The following is a 20,408-nucleotide window of genomic DNA, read 5'->3' as shown; positions in this document are numbered from 1 at the left end:
CAAACCCATGACCTGCATGCGCAACGCCGCCTCGCTCGCAACCGTCTGTGCCCTGACCGCCTCGCTTGCCGTGGCCGGCTGCGATGCGATCGTCGACCAGCGCGGGTTCGCCGCCACCCCCGGCGCGGTCGAGAAGCTCGAAGTCGGCGCGCAGGGCCGCGAGGATGTGCTTCGCCTGATCGGCTCGCCATCCGCGGTGGCCACCTTCAATCCCAACGTCTGGTACTACATCAGCCAGAAGCAGGAGACCTACGCCTTCCTGAAGCCGACCATCGTCAACCAGAACGTACTGCAGGTGACCTTCAACGAAACGGGCCGCGTGCAGGCGCTCAAGAACTACCAGCTCTCCGACGCCGAACGCATCACCATGGTGTCGCGCATCACCCCGACGTCGGGCAAGGAGCTGACGGTCCTGGAGCAGATACTGGGCAACGTCGGGCGTTTCAGCGGACCGCGTACGGAGACCAATCCGGGCGCGCCGACCGGTATTTGAACGGACGAAGCCCCGGTCTTTCGACCGGGGCTTCGCGTTTCGCCGACCTATGCGGCCGCTCAGTGCGCGAGCACGGCGAGCAGCAGCAGGGCCACGATGTTGGTGATCTTGATCATGGGGTTCACGGCGGGTCCCGCCGTGTCCTTGTACGGATCGCCCACGGTGTCGCCGGTCACCGCCGCCTTGTGCGCGTCGGAGCCCTTGCCGCCGAAGTGACCTTCCTCGATGTACTTCTTGGCATTGTCCCATGCTCCGCCGCCCGCCGTCATCGAGACGGCGACGAACAGGCCGGTGACGATCACGCCGAGCAGCATCGCACCGACCGCGGCGAAGGCATCGGCCTTGCCCGCGATCGCCGTGATCACGAAATAGACGACGATCGGCGACAGCACCGGCAGCAGCGACGGCACCACCATCTCCTTGATGGCGGCGCGCGTCAGCATGTCGACGGCCCGGCCGTAGTCCGGCCGGTCCTTGCCTTCCATGATGCCCGGCTTCTCCTTGAACTGGCGGCGCACTTCCTCGACGACCGCCTGCGCGGCGCGACCCACCGCCAGCATCGACATGCCGCCGAACAGGTACGGCAGCAGGCCGCCGATCAGCAGGCCGACGACGACATAGGGATTCTCGAGGCTGAACTGCACCGCCTGCACGCCGAGCTTGCCCTGCCCGATGAAGTACTTGAGGTCTTCGGTGTAGGCCGCGAACAGCACCAGCGCGCCGAGGCCGGCCGAGGCGATGGCGTAGCCCTTGGTGACCGCCTTGGTGGTGTTGCCGACCGCATCGAGCGCGTCGGTGTTCTTGCGGACCTCCTTCGGCAGGCCCGACATCTCGGCGATGCCGCCGGCGTTGTCGGTGACCGGGCCGTAGGCGTCGAGCGCCACCACCACGCCGGCCAGCGCCAGCATGGCCGTCGTGGCGATGGCGATGCCGAACAGGCCGGCCAGCAGGTAGCAGGCCACGATGCCCGAGCAGATCACCAGCGCCGGCAGCGCCGTGGCCTCCATCGACATCGCGAGGCCCGCGATCACGTTGGTGCCGTGACCGGTGACCGACGCCTGCGCCACCGCCTTGACCGGACGATAGTCGGTGCCGGTGTAGTACTCGGTGATCCAGATGATCAGGCCGGTGACGGCAAGGCCGACGAGGGCGCACCAGAACAGCGACATGCCCGTGAAAGTGGCGCCTCCCGCCTTCATCTCGGTACCCATGCCGACGACGTTCTGGGTGACCAGCCAGATCGCGGGCACCGACAGGATCGCCGCGGCGATGAAGCCCTTGTACATCGCCCACATGATGTTGCCGTCGGAACCGAGGCGGACGAAGTAGGTGCCGATGATCGAGGTGATGATGCAGACACCGCCGATCGCCAGCGGATAGATCATCAGGCCGGAGACCAGCGCGGCATTGCCCTGGAAGAAGATCGACGCCAGCACCATGGTCGCCACGAAGGTGACGGCATAGGTCTCGAACAGGTCGGCCGCCATGCCGGCGCAATCGCCGACATTGTCGCCGACGTTGTCGGCGATGGTCGCCGGGTTGCGGGGGTCGTCTTCCGGGATGCCGGCCTCGACCTTGCCGACCATGTCGCCGCCGACGTCCGCACCCTTGGTGAAGATGCCGCCGCCGAGACGGGCGAAGATCGAGATCAGCGACGCGCCGAAACCGAGCGCCACCAGCGCGTCGATCATTTCGCGAGCACCGGCTGTCACGCCCATGCCGAGCAGCGCCGAGAAATAGCCGACGACACCGAGCAGGGCGAGGCCCGCGACCAGCATGCCGGTGACGGCGCCGGACTTGAAGGCGATGTCGAGACCGTCGGCCAGGCTCTTCTGGGCGGCGACGGCCGTGCGCACATTGGCGCGCACCGACACGTTCATGCCGATGAATCCCGCGGCGCCCGACAGCACGGCGCCGATCAGGAACCCGACGGCGGCATATGTGCCAAGCAGGATCGCGAGCACGACCAGCACGACGACGCCGACGATGGCGATCGTGGTGTACTGGCGACGAAGATAGGCGGCCGCGCCCTCCTGAATCGCCTGTGCGATCTCCTGCATGCGCGGCGTGCCCGAGTCGGCGGCCATGACACGCGAGGCGGTGACCATGCCGTAAAGCAAGGCGACCACACCACAGCCGATGACGGCCCAAAGAACGGAAGACATATTTTCTAACCTGTTGTTTCCACAGCGCTTTTAGCCAACCGTAACGCGAAGTTCCGGATCTCCCCCCGCGCCAAGGCGGGCGGAAAATGACAGAACGCCCCTGTCCGCGCAACACAGGCCGTGGAAAAAGCCTCATCACGTCAAGGGCTTGGCTGGAAAGGCGTCCGGTCCTCCGGACTCAGACGCGGCCGGGGTACCAGATCCGGAAGCCGCCGATGACGAGCAGCGCGATGCAGACGAGCGTGAGCGCGATGTAGTTCAGGACGGCCCAGCCGTTGAGCTCGAGCACGATGGAGGCCATCAGGCTCGCCGCCGATGTCGTTCCAAACACGGCGAAATCGTTGAAGGCCTGCGCCTTGCCCCGCTCGGACGGGCGATAGGTCGTGGTCAGCAATGTCGTGGCGCCGACGAACAGGAAGTTCCAGCCGACGCCGTTGAGACCGAGCGCGGCCCTGAAGTGCCACTCGGTGAGACCCATCAGGGCGACGATCACGCCGGCCACCAGGAGCGCGATCCCGGCGATCATCACGTTGAAGACGCCGAAGCGCGAGATCAGATGACCGGTGAAGAAGGCCGGCACGAACATGCCCATGACGTGCACGAAGATGGTGACCGGGGCCTCGGTCTTGTCGAGGCCGCATTGCACGATGGCGAGCGGCGACGCGGCCATGACGAACGACATCACGCCGAACGCGATCATCGCCCCGGCGGCCGCCACCATGTAGGTCGGCTGGGTGACGATCTCGAGAAGCGGACGTTGTGGGCCGCTTGCGTCTTCCGCCTTCACGCGCGGGAACTCGATGAAGCCCAGCACGACGAACACGACGGCATGGACGACGATGACCGCCACGAAGCTCGCCTGGAAGGTCGGCAACCAGAGATCGGGCGTGAAGCGCGCCAGGGTCGGGCCGAGGACGCCGGCGAGCACGCCGCCCGCCGTGACGTAGGAGATCGCCTGGGCGCGGAAATGGCCGGGCGCGAGTTCGACCGCGGCGAAGCGATACAACTGCATGTTGGCGATGGCATAGCCGAGCAACAGGCCGCCGAGGCACATCAGCGGAAAGCTGGCGAGTCCCAGCCCGAGGGCGGCACACGAAGAGCCGACCATTCCCATCGTCGAGCCGACGCGAAAGCCGAGCTTGCGGCCGCGCCGCATCATCAGCATCGACGCCGGAAAGACCGAGAGCATGACGCCCAAATGCTGCATGGTCACCGGCAGGTTGGCCCACATCCGCATGTCCGGCGTGACGATGGTCAGCACGGCGAGCGCGGACGACGCGAACATCAGGGTGTTGCTGCTCTGCGTGAGCGCCTGGCACACCGCCAGCAAGGCGATGTTGCGCAAGGCACGGCGCGGCATCGGCCCGCCCGCGAGCGCCTGCGCTTCTTCCGCCTTGGTCGTTCCGTCCATGGGGCGGGCAATCTAGTCGCCCGGCTCCTGCCTCCCAAGAAAATAAGGGATACGCAGTGCTGCCATGTGTTCAGAAGTGGACATAGCCTTTTCGTGGGGCGCGGACCGGGCGTCCCTTCACGGTCAGGTCGACGCCTTCGCCCGCACCGAAGCCGCCGATGAGGGTCACCTTCACTCCGGCCGACCGAGCCGATGCGAGCAGCGCCGCGCGCCGTCGAGGCGGCAGCGCGATGAGCAGTTGGTAGTCGTCGCCCCCGCCCACGACGTTGGCCCACAGGGAGGGATCCGATCTCACGAGCCGTCGAGCGGCGGCCGACAGCGGCACACGCTCGCGCTCGATGCTCACCGCAACGCCCGAGGCGTCGGCGATGTGCCCGGCATCCGCCAGCAATCCGTCGGAAATGTCCGCCGTCGCGCCGGCAACTCCCACCAGCCGCGGCCCGAGTGCGGTCGGCGGTCGAGGCTGCCGGTAGCGCCGCTCGAGACCGGGTGCATCGACGCGACCCTTCGCCGCCAACAGGCCGAGCGCCCCGTCGCCCACCGTTCCCGTCACCCAAAGCTCGTCGCCGGCGCGCGCACCGTCGCGCCGCAGGCCCTTCCCCGACGCCACTCGGCCGAAGGCGGCCACGGTTGCCGTGGTCGGACCGGGAGTCCCGGTCGTGTCGCCGCCGCAGAGCACGATGCCGTGCTCGCGCTGCACCTTCGCCAGGCCGCGCGCGAAGCCTGCCACCCATTGCTCTCGCCAACCGCGCCCGAGCGAAAGCGCGAGCTGATAGACGAACGGCGTGGCGCCGCCCGCGGCAAGATCGGACAGGCACACCAGCAATGCCTTGGCGCCCACGAGATCGGGCCGCTCGTCGGCGAGAAAATGGATGCCCGAGACGATGGTGTCGGTCTTGACCACGAGGTCGTGGCGCGGGTCGGCGGGCAGGAACGCATTGTCGCTCGTCAGGCCGCCGGCACCGGCGAACGAGCGCGCGAGGGGCGCAAAATACCGCGCGATGAGGTCGAACTCGCCGATCCGCCGGCGCCGCGCCATGCCGGCTATCTCGACAACTCGGACGCGCGCTCCTGGCGCGCGACGCGATCGAGCACGGAATTCACGAAGGTCGGCTCGCCCTGGTCGTAGAACGCATGGGCGATCTCGACATACTCGTTGATCGCGACCCGTGGCGGCACGTCGCGACGGTGCACCAGCTCGTAGGCGCCGGCGAGCAGGATCGCCCGGACCAGGCGGTCGATCCGGTTCCAGGTCCAGTCCTGCGACAGCGCCGCGGACACCAGCTCCTGCAGCGCATCCTTGTGAGACGCCGCTCCCTCGACGACGTCCTTGAACAACGGACGGTCGGCATCGCGACGCATGCCGCCCTCTCCCGCCTCTCCCGTGCGCACACTGAGAAACTGCTCGACGATTTCGGCCGGGCCGTGCTGGCCTTCCTGCCACTGATACAGCGCCTGCACCGCCGCCAGCCGGGCGGCCTGCCGGCGGCTGGTCGACGGCGCGGATGTCGGCTCGGCGCTCACGCCTTCCGCCAGCGTCGGCCGAGCGCCACCATGGCGAGGCAGGCGTGGGCGGCATCGCCGCCCTTGTCGCCGCGCTCGACGAAGGCCCGCGCCTCCGCCTGCGCTCTCGTCTCCACGGTGACGATGCCGTAGCCGATGGCGAGCTTGTCCCGGATCGTGAGGTCCATCAGTCCACGCGCGCTCTCGCCGCACACATAGTCGTAGTGCGTCGTCTCGCCGCGAATGACGCAGCCCAGCGCCACGAAGCCGTCGTACCGGTCGGCCGCCAGCGCGATGGCGCCGGGGATCTCGAATGCCCCCGGCACGACGATGCGCTCGGACACGGCGCCGCTCTTCGCGATCTCGCGCTCGGCGCCGGCGATCAGCGCGTCGGCGATGTCGGCGTAGTAGCGCGATTCGACGATCAGGATGCGCGCTCCCATCACGCCGTCGACGGCGGGCCGCACGGTCGGATTTTCGGTGCGTGTCGACATGGCTTACGGCGCGGCGCGCGACGGCACGGGCTTCTGTCCGACCACCTTGAGGCCGAAGCCCTCGAGTCCGACGATGCTCTTCTTGCTGTTGGTGAGCAGGACCATTTCCTTGACGCCGAGGTCGATCAGGATCTGGGCGCCGACGCCGTAGTCGCGCAGTTCTCCGCCCGCCGGCTGGATCGCCTCGCCGCTGCGCCTGCGCTGCTCCGACAGCATCACCGTCGGCGGTTCGCGGATCAGCACGAGGACGCCCTTGCCCTCGCCCGCGATCAGCTCCATCGAGGCTTCGATCTCGCCGCCGCGGCCGGTGTCGCGCTGGCCGAGCACGTCGGTGAAGATGTTGACGGCGTGCATGCGAACGGTGACCGGGCCGCCGGCCGCCGGATCGCCCTTCACCAGCGCGATGTGCTGCGCCATCGTCACCTTGTTGACGTAGATCACGCAGCGGAAGTCGCCGCCGTAGATGCTCTTGAAGGTGCTCTCGCTCAGCCGCCTGACGATCGAATCGTAGCGGCGTCGATAGGCGATGAGATCGGAGATCGTGCCGATCTTGAGGCCGTGGCGCTGGGCGAAGGTGATCAGGTCGTTGCGACGGGCCATCGTGCCGTCGTCGTTCATGATCTCGCAGATCACGCCGGCCGGCATCAGCCCGGCCAGACGGGCCAGGTCGACCGCCGCCTCGGTATGGCCGGTGCGCTCCAGCACGCCGCCGTCGCGGGCGACCAGCGGGAACACGTGCCCCGGGGTGACGATGTCCTGCGGCCCACGCGACGGGTCGATCGCCACCGCCACGGTGCGCGCCCGATCGGCGGCGGAGATGCCCGTGGTCACGCCCTCGCGCGCTTCGATCGAGACGGTGAAAGCGGTCTGGTGGCGCGTGCCGTTGTTCTGCGCCATCAGCGGCAGGCCGAGCTGCTCGACGCGCTCGCGCGTCAGCGCCAGGCAGATCAATCCGCGCGCATGCTTGGCCATGAAGTTGATGGCGTCGGGCGTGGCCCACTGCGCCGGTATCACGAGGTCGCCCTCGTTCTCCCGATCCTCGTCGTCGACCAGGATGAACATGCGGCCCTTGCGGGCCTCCTCGATGATGTCCTCGGCCGCCGCCTTCACCTCCGAGAAGGTGATCCGCCAAGCGTCCTTTTCGAGCGCGCTCATGACTTTCCGTGCTCCAGCAGTCGCGCAACGTAACGCGCGAGCATATCGACCTCAAGGTTGACGCGCCGGCCGACCGTGGCCTGGCCGAGCGTCGTGACCGCCCGGGTGTGGGAAATGACGTTGACGCCGAACCGGTCGCCCTCGACCTCGTTCACGGTCAACGAGACGCCGTCGACCGCGATGGAGCCCTTGGCCGCGACGAAACGCGCCAGATCGGCGGGCACCTCGAAGACGAAGCGCACGCTGCCGCCGTCCGGCGTCATGGCGGCGACCCGGCCGACACCGTCGACATGGCCATAGACCAGGTGACCGCCGAGTTCGTCGCCGACCTTGAGCGACAATTCGAGGTTGAGCCGCGTGCCCTGCTTCCAGTCGCCGAGATGGGTCTTGGCGAGAGTCTCGCCCGATGCCTCGACGGCGAACCAGTCCGCGCCCTTGTCGATCACCGTCAGGCAGCAGCCCGAGCAGGCGATCGAGGCGCCGATCGGCACTGCGGCGAGGTCGTGACGCGTGCGCACGGTGAAGCGGCGATCGTCCTTCTTTCCTCCCGCGGCGACGGAGACGATCTCGCCGATGTCCGTGACGATGCCCGTGAACATGCTTCGTACCTATGCCCCGCGCCGCCAGGTTTCCAGCGTGTCGCCGTCCACGACCTTGCGCGACACCAGCGCGAACCGGGGCGCGAAATCGAGCCGCGCGATGCCCAGATCGCCGACCGCAGAGCGGCTGTCGGCCCCCAGCAGCAGGCCCGACCGAAAGGCGCTGACGCGATCGACCAGGCCGGCCTTCAGGAAAGAAGCCGCGACCGCGCCGCCGCCTTCGACGAGCACCCGCGTGATCCCTCGCGTACCGAGTTCGCGCAAGGCGACGCCCACGTCGACGTAGCCGTCCGGGCCGGCCGGGCTCTCTATGATCTCCACGCCCTGGTCGCGCAAGGCCTGGCGTGCGGCGGCGGGGGCGGTCGGCGTGCAGATCAGCCACACCGGCACCTGCTCCGCCGAGGTGGCGAGCCGCGAACCGGGCGACAACCGTGCTCTGGAATCGAGAACGACGCGCACCGGCGAATAGCCCGCGAGCCCCGGCAGACGACAGGTCAGCTCGGGATCGTCGGCAGCCGCCGTCCCCGCACCGATCAGGATCGCGTCGTGCGTGGCGCGCAGCCGCTGGCCCATGATGCGCGCCGCGGTGTTGGTGATCCACCGGCTCTCGCCCGAAACGGTGGCGATCCGGCCGTCCAGGGTCGTGGCGAGCTTGAGATGGATGAGCGGCCGCCCTTCCCGCACGCGCAGGAAGAAGCCGGCATTGATCTCGGTCGCTTCCGCGGCGCGCTCGCCCACCTCGACCGCGATGCCGGCCGCCCGCAGCCGCGCATGCCCCTTGCCGTCGACGAGCGGATTGGGGTCGTCCATCGCCGAGACGACCCTGGCAACGCCGGCCTCGATCAGCGCGTCGGCGCAGGGTGGCGACTTGCCGACGTGCGAACAGGGTTCCAGGGTCACGTAGACGGTGGCGCCGCGCGCCGCTCCGCCCGCCATCGCGAGCGCGTCGACCTCGGCGTGCGGGCGGCCGCCGTCGCGCGTGCGACCGCGTCCGACGACGAGCCCGTCCCTGACGACGATGCAGCCCACGGCGGGGTTGGGCCATGTGCGGCCGAGCGAGCGGCGCGCCAGGGCGAGCGCCGCGCGCATCATGGCGTCAGTCCTTCAGGTTGGTCTCCGCGAGGTCGGAGATGAACTCCTCGAAATCCTTGGCCTCGCGGAAGTTGCGATAGACCGAGGCGAAACGGACGTACGCCACCGGGTCGAGGGCGCGCAGCGCGTCCATCACCAGCTCGCCGATCTGGGTCGACGGAATCTCGCTTTCGCCGGAACTCTCGAGCCGGCGGACGATGCCGTTGACGACGCGCTCGATGCGCTCGGGATCGACCGGGCGCTTGCGGCAGGCGACGGTGATCGAGCGGGCGAGCTTGTCGCGGTCGAACTGGACGCGCTGGCCGTTCTTCTTGACCACCGTGAGCTCGCGCAACTGCACGCGCTCGAACGTGGTGAAGCGCGAGCCGCACGACGGGCAGTAGCGCCGCCGGCGGATCGCCGAGTTGTCGTCGGTCGGTCGCGAGTCCTTAACCTGGGTGTCCTCGTGACCGCAAAATGGACAGCGCATCTCGTCCCCCTGTTTTTCTGACTTGGCGCTTGTTCAGTCGCGGTAGATCGGAAAACGAACGCAAAGATCGTGCACCTTGGCGCGCACCTGCGCCTCGACCTGGGCGTCGCCCTCCGGTCCGTTGCGGGCGATGCCGTCGAGCACGTCGGCGATCAGGTGGCCGACTTGCCGGAATTCGGCGACGCCGAAGCCGCGCGTCGTGCCGGCCGGCGAGCCGAGCCGCACGCCCGACGTGACGGTGTATTTCTCCGGATCGCCCGGGATGCTGTTCTTGTTGACGGTGATGCCGGCGCGGTCGAGCACCTTCTCGGCGGCGACGCCGGTCGCCTTCTTCGGCCGCAGATCGACCAGCATCACGTGGCTGTCGGTGCCGCCGGAGACGATCCTCAGGCCGCGCTCGGTGAGCGACGAGGCGAGCGCGCGCGCATTGTCGACGACGTTCTGGGCGTAGACCTTGAATTCCGGCCGCAGCGCCTCGCCGAACGCCACCGCCTTGGCGGCGATGATGTGCATCAGCGGCCCGCCCTGCAGGCCGGGGAACACCGCCGAGTTGATCTTCTTGCCGAGGTCGGCGTCGGTCGAGAGGATCATGCCGCCGCGCGGGCCGCGCAGCGTCTTGTGAGTCGTGGTGGTGACGACATGGGCGTGCGGCAGCGGACTCGGGTAGACGCCGGCCGCGACCAGGCCGGCATAGTGCGCCATGTCGACCATGAACCAGGCGCCGATCTCGTCGGCGACCTTGCGGAAGCGCGCCCAGTCGATGTGGCGCGAATAGGCCGACGCGCCGGCGATGATCAGCCTCGGCTTCTCCCGACGCGCCACCTCCTCCATCTGCTCGTAGTCGATCAGGTGCGTGTCGGGCTTCACGCCGTACGACACGACCTTGAACCACTTGCCCGACTGGTTGGCGGGCGAGCCGTGCGTCAGGTGGCCGCCCTGGTCGAGCGCCATGCCGAGGAACTTGTCGCCGGGCTGCAGCAGCGCCATGAACACCGCCTGGTTGGCCTGCGCGCCCGAATGGGGCTGCACGTTGGCGAAGCTGCAATCGAACAGCTTGCAGGCCCGCTCGATCGCCAGGTCCTCGGCCTTGTCGACTTCCTCGCAGCCGCCGTAGTAGCGGCGGCGCGGATAGCCCTCGGCGTACTTGTTGGTCAGCACCGAGCCCGCCGCCTCGAGCACGGCGCGCGAGACGATGTTCTCCGAGGCGATGAGCTCGATCTGCTCGCGCTGCCGATGCAGTTCGCCCTTCAGCACCGCATCGACGGCCGGATCGCTCTGCGCCAGTCCCCTGTCGAACAGCGAACTCGTGGCGTCCGGCACTCGTGCGGCGGCATTGCTCATCGGGTGGGCTCCTTCGACAGTTTGGCGACGCGGCCGACGTGCCGGCCGCCCTCGAATTCGGTGGCGAGAAAGACCTTCAGCGCCTCGCGGGCCGTCTCCGGGCCGATGAGGCGCGAACCGAAGGCAACGACATTGGCGTCGTTGTGCTCGCGCGACAGGCGGGCCGACGTCACGTCATGGGCCACCGCGGCACGCACCTTGGGATGTCGGTTGGCGGCGATCGAGATGCCGATCCCGGTCCCGCACACCAGCACGCCGCGCCGCGCCCGGCCCGAGGCGATGGCGTCGGCCATCGCGGCACCGAAGTCCGGATAGTCGACCGACGCCGCGGAATCCGTGCCGAGATCGAGCACGGCGTGCCCCGCCGCCTGCAGGTCCCGCTTGAGCACTTCCTTCAGGTCGAACCCGGCATGATCCGACGCGACTGCGATGGTGGCGCCTGCCATGTCGCCGATCGATCCCCTCTAGCTGTTGAGCCCCCCGATACCATATCGGGGGCCACAGTGTCACGGCTGCCCTACATGATGGAGGGACGCTACAAGAGGTTGATTCCACGATGAAAAAGGCCCGGCTTGCGCCGGGCCCTTCCCGTCGGACCTGAACGACGACTACTTCGTCGAGACGTAGGACTTGCCGTCCTTCCAGACGTAGATGTCGTAGACCGCGTTCTTGATGTCACCCTTCTCGTCGAACTCGAGCACGCCGACGGCGGAATCGTACTTGCCGGTCCGCAGCGCCTTGGCGACCGCGGCCGAGTCGAGCGACTTCGCCTTGTTCGCGGCGTCGGCCCAGACCTTGACCGCGGCGTAGCTGAACAGCGTGTAGCCCTCGGGGTTGTACTTGGCGTCGCGGAATTTCTTGACCAGGGCGGCGTTCTTCGGATCGTCCTCCGCCTTGGGCGGGAACGACATCAGCACGCCGTTGGTCGCCGCGCCGCCGAGCTGGGCGAACTCGGCCGTCTCGAGCGAATCGAAGCCGATCATCTGGGCCATCAGGCCCTGCTCGCGCGACTGCTTGATGATGAGGGCACCGGCGGTGTGGTAGCCGCCCAGCACGATGATGTCGATCTTGGCCTGCTTCATCTTGTTGATGAGCGCAGTGAAGTCCTTGTCGGTGTCGTTGTAGGCCTCGTACATGGCCTCACGCGTGCCGCCCTTGTTCAACGCCTTCTTGGTCTCGTCGGCGACGCCCTTGCCGTAGGGCGTCTTGTCGTGAAGGATCGCGACGCGCTTGCCCTTGTGATACTTGTTGATGTAGCCGCCGACGGTGACGCCCTGCACGTCGTCGCGGCCGCAGGTGCGGAACACCGTGGTATTGCCCTTCTTGAAGGCGTCGTCGGTGAGCCTCGGGTTGGTCGAGGCCGGCGAGATCTGCAGGATCTTCGCTTCCTTGTAGATGTCGGAGGCCGGGATCGACGAGCCGGAGCAGAAGTGCCCGGCGACGAACGCCACCTTGTCGGACACCATCTTGTTCGCCACCGCGGTGGCCTGCTTGGGATCGCACGCGTCGTCGCCGATCACCAGTTCGAGCTTCTGGCCGTTGACGCCGCCCGCGGCGTTGATCTCCTCGACAGCCATGGTGGCGCCGCGCCGGAGCTGCTCGCCGAACGCCGCATACTGGCCGGTCATCGGTCCCGCCGATCCGATCTTGATCTGCGCCAACGCCGGCGTGGCCGCCACGGCGACCGCCGCCACGGCAAGCGCACCGAAAATCCTACCCATTCGAGTCTCCCTCGTTGTCTCTCCACCAGCGTAGAGATCGGTTGCAACCTTAGTGCCGCTCCTCCCAGCCCAGCAAGCCTTTGCGCCGGTAGAGCCAGGGATACTGCCGAACCATCTGCCGCGCCTTGGCGAGCCGATAGCCCAGCGCCGCGATGGCGAACTGAACGGCCCATGCCAGCAGGAAGCCGCCGACCGACCAGAGTTCGCCGCCGGCCAGCGCATAGTCGAGAAAGCGCACGCCGCCTCCCGCCAGAAGGGCGGTGTAGAAAACGAGCTTGGCCCAATGACGCCAGGTGATGGCGATGGCGTGTCCGGTGGCGAACGAGGCGGGGCCGATCAGGACGAGATTGAACAGAACGACATTGAACAATGTGTCGCCGAACCAGTCGAACATGAACATGTCGAAGTCGCTCATGCGTGGCCGCCTTCGAGATAGGCCGCGCGCACTTCGGCGTTGGCGAGAAGCTCCTTGCTCGGCCCGCTCATCCGCACCCGCCCGTTGACGAGGACGTAGCCCCGATCGGCCAGGCGCAGCGCGTGAAAGGCGTTCTGCTCGACCAGGAAGATCGTCACCCCCTCCTCGCGCGCGATCCGGCCGATCGCCTCGAATATCTGCCGCACGATCAAGGGCGCCAGTCCGAGCGACGGTTCGTCGAGCAGCAGCAGGCGCGGCCGGCTCATCAGGGCCCGTCCGATCGCCAGCATCTGCTGCTCGCCGCCCGACAACGTGCCGCCGCGCTGCTCGCGGCGCTCGGCCAGCCGCGGGAACATGGCGAAGACGCGATCGAGGTCGGCGTCGAAGGTCGACGGGTCGCCCAGCGTGGCGCCCATCTGCAGGTTCTCGAAGACGCTCATGCGCGGGAAGATGCGCCGTCCCTCCGGCACCTGGGCGACGCCCCGGCGGACGATCTCGTGCGTCGGCAGGGCGGCGATGTCCTCGCCGTCCAGCCTGATCGTGCCGCCGCGCGCCCGCGGATTGCCGCAGATCGTCATCAGGAGCGTCGATTTTCCCGCTCCGTTCGCGCCGATCAGGGTGACGATCTCGCCGCGGGCGACGTCGAGGTCGACGCCATGCAGCGCCTGGATGGCGCCATAGAACGTGGTGACGCCCCTGACCTCAAGCATCGGGACCGGTCTCCGCGGTTCCGAGGTAGGCACTGATGACGGCGGGATCGCGCTGCACGTCGGCCGGCGCGCCCTCGGCGATCTTGCGGCCGTAGTCGAGGACCACGACGTGGTCCGAGATCTTCATGACGACGCTCATGTCGTGCTCGATCAGCAGCACGCCCACGCCGTCGCGGTCGCGTATCGACACCAGCAGGGCGTTGAGCTCGTGCGACTCGCGCGGATTGAGGCCCGCCGCCGGCTCGTCGAGGCAGAGCAGGCGGGGCTCGGTGCACATGGCGCGGGCGATCTCGAGCCGCCGCTGCGCGCCATAGGGCAGCTCGCCGGCCGCCCGGTCGGCGTCGGCCAGCAGGTCAATCCGGTCCAGCCAACCGCGCGCCATGTCGACCGCCGCGCGCTCGGCCTCTTCGAATCGCCTGAGGCCCAGCAGGCCGTAGATGCTCATGCCCGACGCCCGCATCAGCTTGTTGTGCTGGGCGACCAGCAGGTTCTCCAACACCGTCATGCCGGGAAAGAGCCGGATATTCTGGAACGTGCGGGCGACGCGCGCGCGCTGGCCGATCTCGTGGCCGAGCATGCGCTCGAGAAGATACTCCCGGTCGCCGCGCAGCGTGAGGCGGCCGACCGTCGGCTTGTAGAAGCCGGTGATGCAGTTGAAGACGGTGGTCTTGCCGGCGCCGTTCGGTCCGATGATGGCGGTGATCTGGCGCGGCTGGCCGGTGAAGGACACGTCGTCGACCGCGACGAGGCCGCCGAAGCGCATCGTCAGGTGTTCGACCTCGATGAGCGGCCGGGTCATGGGCCGTCCCGTTGCCCGGCGCCGTGCAGGCGCACGGTCGGCTCGCGGTGCGCGATCAGCCCGCGGGGGCGGAAGACCATGATCAGCACCATGGCGCCGCCGAAGGCGAGCATGCGGTACTGGCCGAGATCGCGGAACCATTCGGGCAGGCCGATCAGCAGGATCGACGCCAGCACGACGCCGATCTGGCTGCCCAGGCCGCCGAGCACGACGATCGCCAGGATGATCGCCGATTCGATGAAGACGAAGCTCTCCGGACTGATGAAGCGCTGCTTGGCGGCGAAGAAGGAGCCGGCGAAACCGGCGAACATCGCGCCGATGGCGAATGCCGTGAGCTTGGTGTTGGTCGGGTTGATGCCGAGAGTCCGGCAGGCCGTCTCGTCCTCACGCAACGCCTCCCAGGCACGACCGACCGGAAGACGGCGAAGCCGCCGGGCGAACAGGTTGGTCACCAGGGCGAGAGCGAGGATGATGTAGTAGAGAAAGATCAGGCGATGCTTGGCATCGAACGGAATGCCCATCATTTCCGAGAAGGTCTGCTCGCCTGCCGGGGCGTTCTCGGCGAACACCGCGCCGAAGAAGGTCGGTCCGGGGATCGAGCCGATGCCGGCCGGGCCGCTCGTCAGGTCGACCCAGTTGAGGATGACGAGCCGGATGATCTCGCCGAAGCCGAGCGTCACGATGGCGAGATAATCTCCGCGCAACCTCAGCACGGGGAACCCGAGGATGATGCCGAAGGCCGCCGCGATCATCCCGGCGATCGGCAGCACGGTCCAGAAACCCATCCCGTGCTGCGTGCTGAGCAGGGCGTAGGAATAGGCGCCGACCGCGTAGAACGCGACGTAGCCGAGGTCGAGCAGCCCGGCGAGGCCGACCACGATGTTCAATCCCCAGCCCAGCATGACATAGGTGAGGATCAGCACGCTGAGATCCATGGTCTTCTGGTCGGCGAACGGAAAGGCCGGCAACGCCACGGCCGCCCCGAGCATCAGCCAGCCGGCCCATTTGGCGCCGACGCGCGTGGCAGTCCGGCCGCGTTGTGTGCGGCCCACGTTCGCCACGGTCTCGTTGGCCCACGGCCAGATCGCCCGCAGCACGATCAGCACGCCGCCCAGCGCGACGAACCAGTGCAGGAACGTCGACGGCAAGGTCAGCGGGCCGGCGGCTGCTGCGATCAGCACGACGCCGAGCAGCAAGGCGGGCCATCGCAGGCCGGTCGAGGCGAGCGACAGGCCGATGCGGCCGACGAAGATGGTGAACACCGCGACGGCGAGGTCGACGAACTGGTAGTCGAAGCCCAGCCCCGTGCGGGCGCCCACGTCGACCGTGCGGAAGCCGACGATGAAGATGCCGAGGGCCGCCGCGACGAAGGCCGTGAGGCCGGCGTCCTTCAGCATGGCCGGCAGACGTGCGCCCATGCCGTCAGACCTTCTCGATCTCCGGTTTGCCGAGCAGGCCGGTGGGACGGAAGATCAGCACCAGGACCAGGATGGAGAAAGCCGCGACATCCTTGTACTCGCTCGAGAAGTAGGCCGCCCAGAAGACCTCGATCAGGCCGATCAGCAGGCCGCCGAGCATGGCGCCGGGAAGCGAGCCGATGCCGCCCAGCACCGCCGCCGTGAAGGCCTTGATGCCGGCAAGGAAGCCGATGAAGAAGTCGATGACGCCGTAATACATGAGGAACAGCATGCCGGCGACGGCGGCGAGGGCCGCGCCCATGACGAAGGTGAGCGATATGGTGCGGTCGACGTTCACGCCCAGCAGCGCCGCCATCTTCATGTCCTGCTCGCAGGCACGTTGCTGGCGGCCGAGCCGCGTCCTGGCGATGATCCACGTGAACCCCGCCATCAGCGCAACCGTCACGACGACGATGACGATCTGCAGCCAGCTCACGCGCACGTCGAAGCCGTCGGCGCTGAACAGGCTGAAGCCGCCGGAAACGATCTGTCCGCCCGGCTTGGGTCGCGCCCCCTGGGTCAGTTGCACGTAGTTCTGCAGCACGATGGAGACGCCGATCGCGGAAATCAGCGGCGCCAGCCGGAACGAGCCCCGCAGGGGCCGGTAGGCCGCCCGTTCGACTCCCCAGCCGTAGACCGCCGTGAAGGCCATCGCCATCAGCAGCACCAGCAGGATGGCCACGGGTACCGAGGAAATCCCGAGCAGGCCGCAAATCATGAAGCCGATCAGGGAGATGAAGGCGCCGATCATGAAGATTTCGCCATGGGCGAAATTGATCATGCCGATGATGCCGTACACCATCGTGTAGCCGATGGCGATCAGGCCGTAGATGGCGCCGAGCGTGATGGCGTTGATCAATTGCTGCGTGAAGTACGCCATGCGCTTGCCTTCCCCCTGCCGAGCGACCTACGACGGTTCGCACAGGACGGGCAAGCCGTCCACCGCCCGCCACGGGACAACTCGCACGCGCCGAGCCAGGAAAGGAAACCTCGTATGTCCGAGACGACCCACGACGTGATCGTGATCGGCGCCGGGCCGGCCGGACTTTCCGCCGCGACCGCGCTCGCGCGCGCCGGCCTCAGGTGCCTTGCCCTCGACAAGCTCGCGCCGGGCGGTGCCCTGATCAATCTGGGCGAACTGCACGACACCGCCGAGGCCGGCACCGGTGCCGACGTCGCCGCACGCCTCACCGACGAAGCCATGTCGGCAGGCGCCGAAATCGGCTTCGGCGAAGTGTCGGGTATTTCGGGGAACGGCCCGTGGACGATCGAGACGACCGACGGCGAGCACCACGTCGCGAAGGCGATCGTCGTGGCCACCGGTCTCAACAAGGGTCGCCTCGGCCTCCCCGAGGAAGAGTCCTTCGAGGGTCGCGGCCTGTCGCATTGCGCGGCCTGCGATGGCCCGCTCTATGCCGGTCAGCCGGTGATCGTCGCCGGCCGGGAGGGCTGGGCCGCCCAGGAAGCCCGCGAGCTCGAGGCGGTCGCCGGACGGGTGACGGTGCTCGACCCCGCCAGCGACCGGATCGTCGCGCTGGAGGGGGACGACGGGCTTCAGTCCGTGGTCGTCGAATCGGGCGGCGCGCGAAAGTCCATTCCGGCGCGCGCGGTGTTCGTCTATGTCGGCCAGAGCCCCGCTGCGGAATTCCTGCCGGATTCGCTTGCGCGCGACGCCTCAGGGCATATCGTTGTCGATGAAACGGGCCGCGCCTCCTCACCCACCGCGTTTGCCGCGGGCGACGTGAGAGCCGGGTCGCGGTCGATGCTGGTCGAGGCCCTGGCCGACGGCCGGCGTGCCGCCGAGGCGATCGTCGCGGCGTTGAAGAGAGACTGAGGAGGTTCCATGCGCATCATCAACCCGACGTTCGGCCTCGCCGCCGCAGGCGGACCGTCCGTGGCGCTCAAGCCGGTGAACTGGGCGACGGACGCCATCGCGCTGGTGTCGAATTCCAAGCCCAACGCGCGCGAGCTGCTCGAGGGCATCAGGGCCAAGCTCGCCGGCACGCGGCCCACCGACAACATCACGTTCGAGGCCAAGAACAGCGCCAGCCAGCCGGCACCGAAGGACCTGATCGAGAAGATCGCCGCCAACTACCGAGGGGCGCTTCTGGCGATAGCCGATTGAGGGAGCTGTTCATCGTGGAGTTTCCACGACAGCATCGAACTCGAGAAGCAGGGCATCACGGCCTACGTGATCGCCACCGAAACCTTCAAGCCGCTCGTCCTCGCCCAGGCGAAGGCGCGCAAGGTCGAACCCAAGCTCATCGTGGTGAAGCACCCGATCGGCGGCCTCAACGCGGACGAGTTGCGTGAGCGCATCGAGACGGCGACCAGGGGATTGACCGAGGCCATCGCAAAATGAAGGACATCGCCGACCAGGAAGTCATCGATCTGCCGGAGATGGATGCCGAGACCTTCAACGACTTCGCGATCCAGCAGGGCTGGAGCGACGGCATGCCGCTCTACGTGCCGACCGAGGAGAAGGTGGCGAGGTTCGTCGAGGTGGTGCGCGGCGACAATCGCCCCTACCCGCCCGTGCCGCCCCGCCAGATCGTGCCGACCGTGCAGGCCCTGGCGGCCAACGCCGTCATGGCGGGATGCAAGCCGGAATACTTCCCGGTCGTCACGGCGGCGCTGCGCGGCCTGCTCGACCCCGAGTACAACCTGCACGGCACGCTCGCCACGACGCACTCCTGCGCGCCGATGATCATGGTGAGCGGTCCGCTGCGGCGGACCCTCGACATCAATTGCGGCTCCAACTGCTTCGGCCAGGGCTGGCGCGCCAACGCCACGATCGGCCGCGCGGTCGGCCTGATGCTGATCAATGTCGCCGGTGCCAAGCCGGGCGAGATGGATCGCTCCACCCAGGGCAACCCGGCCAAGTACACCTTCTGCTTCGGCGAGAACGAGGAGGAGAATCCCTGGACGCCGTACCACGTCCAGCGCGGCTTCGCGCCGGGCGATTCGGTGGTGACGGTGATGTCGGGAGAGGGCCCGCACAATCTGAACGACCATGGCAGCACGACCGGCGACGGCCTGCTGACGACCTTCGCCGGGGGCATGGCCACGCCGGGCGCCAACACGATCTACGGCAAGGGCCCGAGCTTCGTCATCATCGGGCCTGAGCATGCCGCCACCTTGAAGCGCGACGGCTACACCATCGACAGCATCCGCGAGGAACTGTGGAAGCGTTCGCGGGTGCATGTCTCGCGCGTCTCGAAGGAAAATCTCGAGACCTACGCCAGCACGGGCCATCCGCCCGAGGGCGACTGGCTGACGATCGGCCGCAGCCCGCAGGACATCCACATCACCGTAGCGGGCGGGCCCGGCAAGCATTCGGCCTTCATTCCCTCGTTCGGCGGCACCACGGTCGCCTGCGTCCGCATCGCCACATGATGGAGTGGTGCGGCTGGCCGATCGTCGAGGAGACGGCCGGCTGGGAGACTGCCCAGCAAATCCTGACCGACGCCGAGCTGAGCGACGGCCTGCCGCTGGTCCCGCCGACCCGGGGCCGGCTCGACGCGATGGTCGCGGGCGTCGCCGATCGCGCCGCGGCGAGAGGCGCCCTGCCGCCGATGTTCGGCGAGCTGACGGCCGACGCCGTCGCCTATCAGTGTGTCATCGCCGGCGCCCGGCCGGCCGAGCTGCCGGTGGTGATGGCGGCCGCCGAAGCGATCCTCGAGCCCGACTTCAACATCCTCGGCATCGCCACGACCACCGGGTCGGCCTGCGTCGCGCTCTGCGTGCATGGCCCGATCGTGCGGCGGCTCGGCATGAACGCCGCCACCAACTGCATCGGCCCCGGCAATCGCGCCAACGCCGGTATCGGCCGCGCGCTGCAGCTCGTCATCCGCAACATCGGCGGGGCGCGGTCGGACGTCGGCGACATGGCGACCATGGGCCAGCCCGGCAAGTACACCTTCTGCTTCGCCGAGCGCGACGACGGCCCCTTCCCCTCGCTGGCCGAACGCCGCGGCCTCGGCCGCGACGTGAGCGCCATCACGGTGATGGGAATCTCGGGCACGGCGGAAGTGCTTCCCGGCGACGGCGAGGGTGCGACGCCCGAGGCGATCCTCGACCCGGTCGCCGCCGGCATGCGCGCCGAGATCGTCATGTCGGGACAGGGCCGGAAGAACCAGCGCGGTGAGCAGGTCCTGCTGCTGCCGCTCGAACTGGCCGAGAAGATCGCACGGCACGATGCGTGGGACATCGCGCGCGTCCAGCGATACCTGTTCGACAAGGGCGACGACGTCGCCAGTGCCCCCGACGCCATCCATCCCGTCGTGACCGGCGGCGCCGGCTACAAGATGGCCTTCCTGCCGATCTGGGGCGGCGGCTCGCGAACCGTCACGCGCAAACTCTAGGCGGAGTGCCCGACCCGGCGCCTGGCCGCGCCGCTTCGACGGCTGTCGGCCTTGCGGACGATGGCCGCACGCTCGGCGTCGGTAGGGCCATCGGTCGCCGCCGACTTCAGCGCGCGCTCGAGCGTCAGGAAGTTGAGCCGCCGCTTGCGCCACAGGGGAATGGTCTTTCGCGTACCGAGCATCGTCACCTCCATCGAAGAAAGACAACGCACGCGCCGGC

24 protein-coding genes are annotated in these 20,408 nt (G+C 68.2%); 6 read left to right on the top strand and 18 right to left on the bottom strand.

The annotated features are described in order from the left end of the window. Positions 1-7 precede the first annotated feature (7 nt). The gene (locus KIT25_11785) at positions 8-493 is read left to right on the top strand and encodes an outer membrane protein assembly factor BamE (GenBank protein ID UYN97569.1); all 486 of its coding nucleotides are present in this window, start codon (positions 8-10) and stop codon (positions 491-493) included. Between the two features lie 59 nt (positions 494-552). Here KIT25_11785 and KIT25_11780 read toward each other — a convergent pair whose 3' ends face one another. The 17 genes from KIT25_11780 to KIT25_11700 form a co-directional block, all read right to left on the bottom strand. Then, positions 553-2,658, bottom strand: coding sequence for a sodium-translocating pyrophosphatase (locus KIT25_11780; GenBank protein ID UYN97568.1), 2,106 nt, complete (start codon positions 2,656-2,658; stop codon positions 553-555). A 178-nt stretch (positions 2,659-2,836) separates the two neighbouring features. Continuing rightward, the gene (locus KIT25_11775; protein UYN97567.1) at positions 2,837-4,069 is read right to left on the bottom strand and encodes an MFS transporter; all 1,233 of its coding nucleotides are present in this window, start codon (positions 4,067-4,069) and stop codon (positions 2,837-2,839) included. 70 nt (positions 4,070-4,139) lie between these two features. After that, entirely contained in the window at positions 4,140-5,108 is a 969-nt protein-coding gene (thiL, locus tag KIT25_11770) for a thiamine-phosphate kinase (protein UYN97566.1), read from the bottom strand. Positions 5,109-5,113: 5 nt separating this feature from the next. Beyond that, positions 5,114-5,593: a transcription antitermination factor NusB gene (gene nusB / locus KIT25_11765; protein UYN97565.1), complete on the bottom strand. Its 480-nt coding sequence runs from the start codon at positions 5,591-5,593 to the stop codon at positions 5,114-5,116. Further along, positions 5,590-6,015: a 6,7-dimethyl-8-ribityllumazine synthase gene (ribH, locus tag KIT25_11760; protein UYN97902.1), complete on the bottom strand. Its 426-nt coding sequence runs from the start codon at positions 6,013-6,015 to the stop codon at positions 5,590-5,592. Before ribH ends, nusB begins: the two co-directional genes overlap by 4 nt. A gap of 54 nt (positions 6,016-6,069) precedes the next feature. After that, a complete protein-coding gene (ribB, locus tag KIT25_11755) occupies positions 6,070-7,221 on the bottom strand; it encodes a 3,4-dihydroxy-2-butanone-4-phosphate synthase (GenBank protein ID UYN97564.1) in 1,152 nt (383 codons plus the stop codon). Then, on the bottom strand, positions 7,218-7,820 hold the full coding sequence (locus KIT25_11750; protein ID UYN97563.1) for a riboflavin synthase: 603 nt from the start codon (positions 7,818-7,820) through the stop codon (positions 7,218-7,220). Before KIT25_11750 ends, ribB begins: the two co-directional genes overlap by 4 nt. 9 nt (positions 7,821-7,829) lie before the next feature. Beyond that, the gene (gene ribD / locus KIT25_11745; GenBank protein UYN97901.1) at positions 7,830-8,909 is read right to left on the bottom strand and encodes a bifunctional diaminohydroxyphosphoribosylaminopyrimidine deaminase/5-amino-6-(5-phosphoribosylamino)uracil reductase RibD; all 1,080 of its coding nucleotides are present in this window, start codon (positions 8,907-8,909) and stop codon (positions 7,830-7,832) included. Positions 8,910-8,916: 7 nt separating this feature from the next. Further along, a complete protein-coding gene (gene nrdR / locus KIT25_11740) occupies positions 8,917-9,381 on the bottom strand; it encodes a transcriptional regulator NrdR (GenBank protein UYN97562.1) in 465 nt (154 codons plus the stop codon). 33 nt (positions 9,382-9,414) lie between these two features. After that, positions 9,415-10,722, bottom strand: a complete 1,308-nt coding sequence (locus KIT25_11735; protein ID UYN97561.1) for a serine hydroxymethyltransferase — start codon at positions 10,720-10,722, stop codon at positions 9,415-9,417. Next, entirely contained in the window at positions 10,719-11,168 is a 450-nt protein-coding gene (rpiB, locus tag KIT25_11730) for a ribose 5-phosphate isomerase B (GenBank protein ID UYN97560.1), read from the bottom strand. Before rpiB ends, KIT25_11735 begins: the two co-directional genes overlap by 4 nt. Before the next feature lie 162 nt (positions 11,169-11,330). Then, positions 11,331-12,443, bottom strand: coding sequence for a branched-chain amino acid ABC transporter substrate-binding protein (locus KIT25_11725; protein UYN97559.1), 1,113 nt, complete (start codon positions 12,441-12,443; stop codon positions 11,331-11,333). 49 nt (positions 12,444-12,492) lie between these two features. Continuing rightward, positions 12,493-12,858, bottom strand: coding sequence for a hypothetical protein (locus tag KIT25_11720; GenBank protein ID UYN97558.1), 366 nt, complete (start codon positions 12,856-12,858; stop codon positions 12,493-12,495). Then, on the bottom strand, positions 12,855-13,568 hold the full coding sequence (locus tag KIT25_11715; GenBank protein ID UYN97557.1) for an ABC transporter ATP-binding protein: 714 nt from the start codon (positions 13,566-13,568) through the stop codon (positions 12,855-12,857). Before KIT25_11715 ends, KIT25_11720 begins: the two co-directional genes overlap by 4 nt. Then, entirely contained in the window at positions 13,561-14,367 is an 807-nt protein-coding gene (locus tag KIT25_11710; protein ID UYN97556.1) for an ABC transporter ATP-binding protein, read from the bottom strand. The genes KIT25_11715 and KIT25_11710 overlap by 8 nt, the downstream gene beginning before the upstream one ends. After that, the gene (livM, locus tag KIT25_11705) at positions 14,364-15,764 is read right to left on the bottom strand and encodes a high-affinity branched-chain amino acid ABC transporter permease LivM (GenBank protein UYN97900.1); all 1,401 of its coding nucleotides are present in this window, start codon (positions 15,762-15,764) and stop codon (positions 14,364-14,366) included. The genes KIT25_11710 and livM overlap by 4 nt, the downstream gene beginning before the upstream one ends. A 25-nt stretch (positions 15,765-15,789) precedes the next feature. Then, entirely contained in the window at positions 15,790-16,704 is a 915-nt protein-coding gene (locus KIT25_11700; GenBank protein ID UYN97555.1) for a branched-chain amino acid ABC transporter permease LivH, read from the bottom strand. A gap of 135 nt (positions 16,705-16,839) precedes the next feature. Between KIT25_11700 and KIT25_11695 the strand changes: the two genes are divergently transcribed. The 5 genes from KIT25_11695 (at position 16,840) to KIT25_11675 (ending at position 20,188) form a co-directional block, all read left to right on the top strand. Continuing rightward, a complete protein-coding gene (locus KIT25_11695) occupies positions 16,840-17,658 on the top strand; it encodes an FAD-dependent oxidoreductase (protein UYN97554.1) in 819 nt (272 codons plus the stop codon). A 9-nt stretch (positions 17,659-17,667) separates the two neighbouring features. Beyond that, positions 17,668-17,949: a hypothetical protein gene (locus tag KIT25_11690; protein UYN97553.1), complete on the top strand. Its 282-nt coding sequence runs from the start codon at positions 17,668-17,670 to the stop codon at positions 17,947-17,949. A 66-nt stretch (positions 17,950-18,015) separates the two neighbouring features. After that, positions 18,016-18,186 (top strand): hypothetical protein, encoded by a 171-nt coding sequence (locus KIT25_11685; GenBank protein ID UYN97552.1) that lies wholly within the window; start codon positions 18,016-18,018, stop codon positions 18,184-18,186. Further along, a complete protein-coding gene (locus tag KIT25_11680) occupies positions 18,183-19,220 on the top strand; it encodes a hypothetical protein (protein ID UYN97551.1) in 1,038 nt (345 codons plus the stop codon). Before KIT25_11685 ends, KIT25_11680 begins: the two co-directional genes overlap by 4 nt. Continuing rightward, on the top strand, positions 19,217-20,188 hold the full coding sequence (locus tag KIT25_11675; GenBank protein ID UYN97550.1) for a hypothetical protein: 972 nt from the start codon (positions 19,217-19,219) through the stop codon (positions 20,186-20,188). The genes KIT25_11680 and KIT25_11675 overlap by 4 nt, the downstream gene beginning before the upstream one ends. Here the strand turns inward: KIT25_11675 and KIT25_11670 are convergent. Beyond that, a complete protein-coding gene (locus KIT25_11670) occupies positions 20,185-20,370 on the bottom strand; it encodes a hypothetical protein (protein UYN97549.1) in 186 nt (61 codons plus the stop codon). The genes KIT25_11675 and KIT25_11670 overlap by 4 nt on opposite strands. Positions 20,371-20,408: the final 38 nt, after the last annotated feature.

It is taken from the genome of Enhydrobacter sp., from assembly GCA_025808875.1.
Taxonomy (GTDB): Bacteria; Pseudomonadota; Alphaproteobacteria; order Reyranellales; family Reyranellaceae; genus Reyranella.
The sequence above is the reverse complement of the archived record's forward strand: the minus strand, read 5'-3'. Positions and strand labels throughout refer to the sequence as shown.

Excerpts from the sequence above, each read along its gene's own strand:
- KIT25_11785 (UYN97569.1), top strand. The coding sequence starts at position 8 with ATGACCTGCATGCGCAACGCCGCCTCGCTCGCAACCGTCTGTGCCCTG.
- KIT25_11780 (UYN97568.1), bottom strand. The coding sequence starts at position 2,658 with ATGTCTTCCGTTCTTTGGGCCGTCATCGGCTGTGGTGTGGTCGCCTTG.
- KIT25_11775 (UYN97567.1), bottom strand. The coding sequence starts at position 4,069 with ATGGACGGAACGACCAAGGCGGAAGAAGCGCAGGCGCTCGCGGGCGGG.
- thiL (UYN97566.1), bottom strand. The coding sequence starts at position 5,108 with ATGGCGCGGCGCCGGCGGATCGGCGAGTTCGACCTCATCGCGCGGTAT.
- ribH (UYN97902.1), bottom strand. The coding sequence starts at position 6,015 with ATGGGAGCGCGCATCCTGATCGTCGAATCGCGCTACTACGCCGACATC.
- ribB (UYN97564.1), bottom strand. The coding sequence starts at position 7,221 with ATGAGCGCGCTCGAAAAGGACGCTTGGCGGATCACCTTCTCGGAGGTG.
- KIT25_11750 (UYN97563.1), bottom strand. The coding sequence starts at position 7,820 with ATGTTCACGGGCATCGTCACGGACATCGGCGAGATCGTCTCCGTCGCC.
- ribD (UYN97901.1), bottom strand. The coding sequence starts at position 8,909 with ATGCGCGCGGCGCTCGCCCTGGCGCGCCGCTCGCTCGGCCGCACATGG.
- nrdR (UYN97562.1), bottom strand. The coding sequence starts at position 9,381 with ATGCGCTGTCCATTTTGCGGTCACGAGGACACCCAGGTTAAGGACTCG.
- KIT25_11735 (UYN97561.1), bottom strand. The coding sequence starts at position 10,722 with ATGAGCAATGCCGCCGCACGAGTGCCGGACGCCACGAGTTCGCTGTTC.
- rpiB (UYN97560.1), bottom strand. The coding sequence starts at position 11,168 with ATGGCAGGCGCCACCATCGCAGTCGCGTCGGATCATGCCGGGTTCGAC.
- KIT25_11725 (UYN97559.1), bottom strand. The coding sequence starts at position 12,443 with ATGGGTAGGATTTTCGGTGCGCTTGCCGTGGCGGCGGTCGCCGTGGCG.
- KIT25_11720 (UYN97558.1), bottom strand. The coding sequence starts at position 12,858 with ATGAGCGACTTCGACATGTTCATGTTCGACTGGTTCGGCGACACATTG.
- KIT25_11715 (UYN97557.1), bottom strand. The coding sequence starts at position 13,568 with ATGCTTGAGGTCAGGGGCGTCACCACGTTCTATGGCGCCATCCAGGCG.
- KIT25_11710 (UYN97556.1), bottom strand. The coding sequence starts at position 14,367 with ATGACCCGGCCGCTCATCGAGGTCGAACACCTGACGATGCGCTTCGGC.
- livM (UYN97900.1), bottom strand. The coding sequence starts at position 15,764 with ATGCTGAAGGACGCCGGCCTCACGGCCTTCGTCGCGGCGGCCCTCGGC.
- KIT25_11700 (UYN97555.1), bottom strand. The coding sequence starts at position 16,704 with ATGGCGTACTTCACGCAGCAATTGATCAACGCCATCACGCTCGGCGCC.
- KIT25_11690 (UYN97553.1), top strand. The coding sequence starts at position 17,668 with ATGCGCATCATCAACCCGACGTTCGGCCTCGCCGCCGCAGGCGGACCG.
- KIT25_11680 (UYN97551.1), top strand. The coding sequence starts at position 18,183 with ATGAAGGACATCGCCGACCAGGAAGTCATCGATCTGCCGGAGATGGAT.
- KIT25_11675 (UYN97550.1), top strand. The coding sequence starts at position 19,217 with ATGATGGAGTGGTGCGGCTGGCCGATCGTCGAGGAGACGGCCGGCTGG.
- KIT25_11670 (UYN97549.1), bottom strand. The coding sequence starts at position 20,370 with ATGCTCGGTACGCGAAAGACCATTCCCCTGTGGCGCAAGCGGCGGCTC.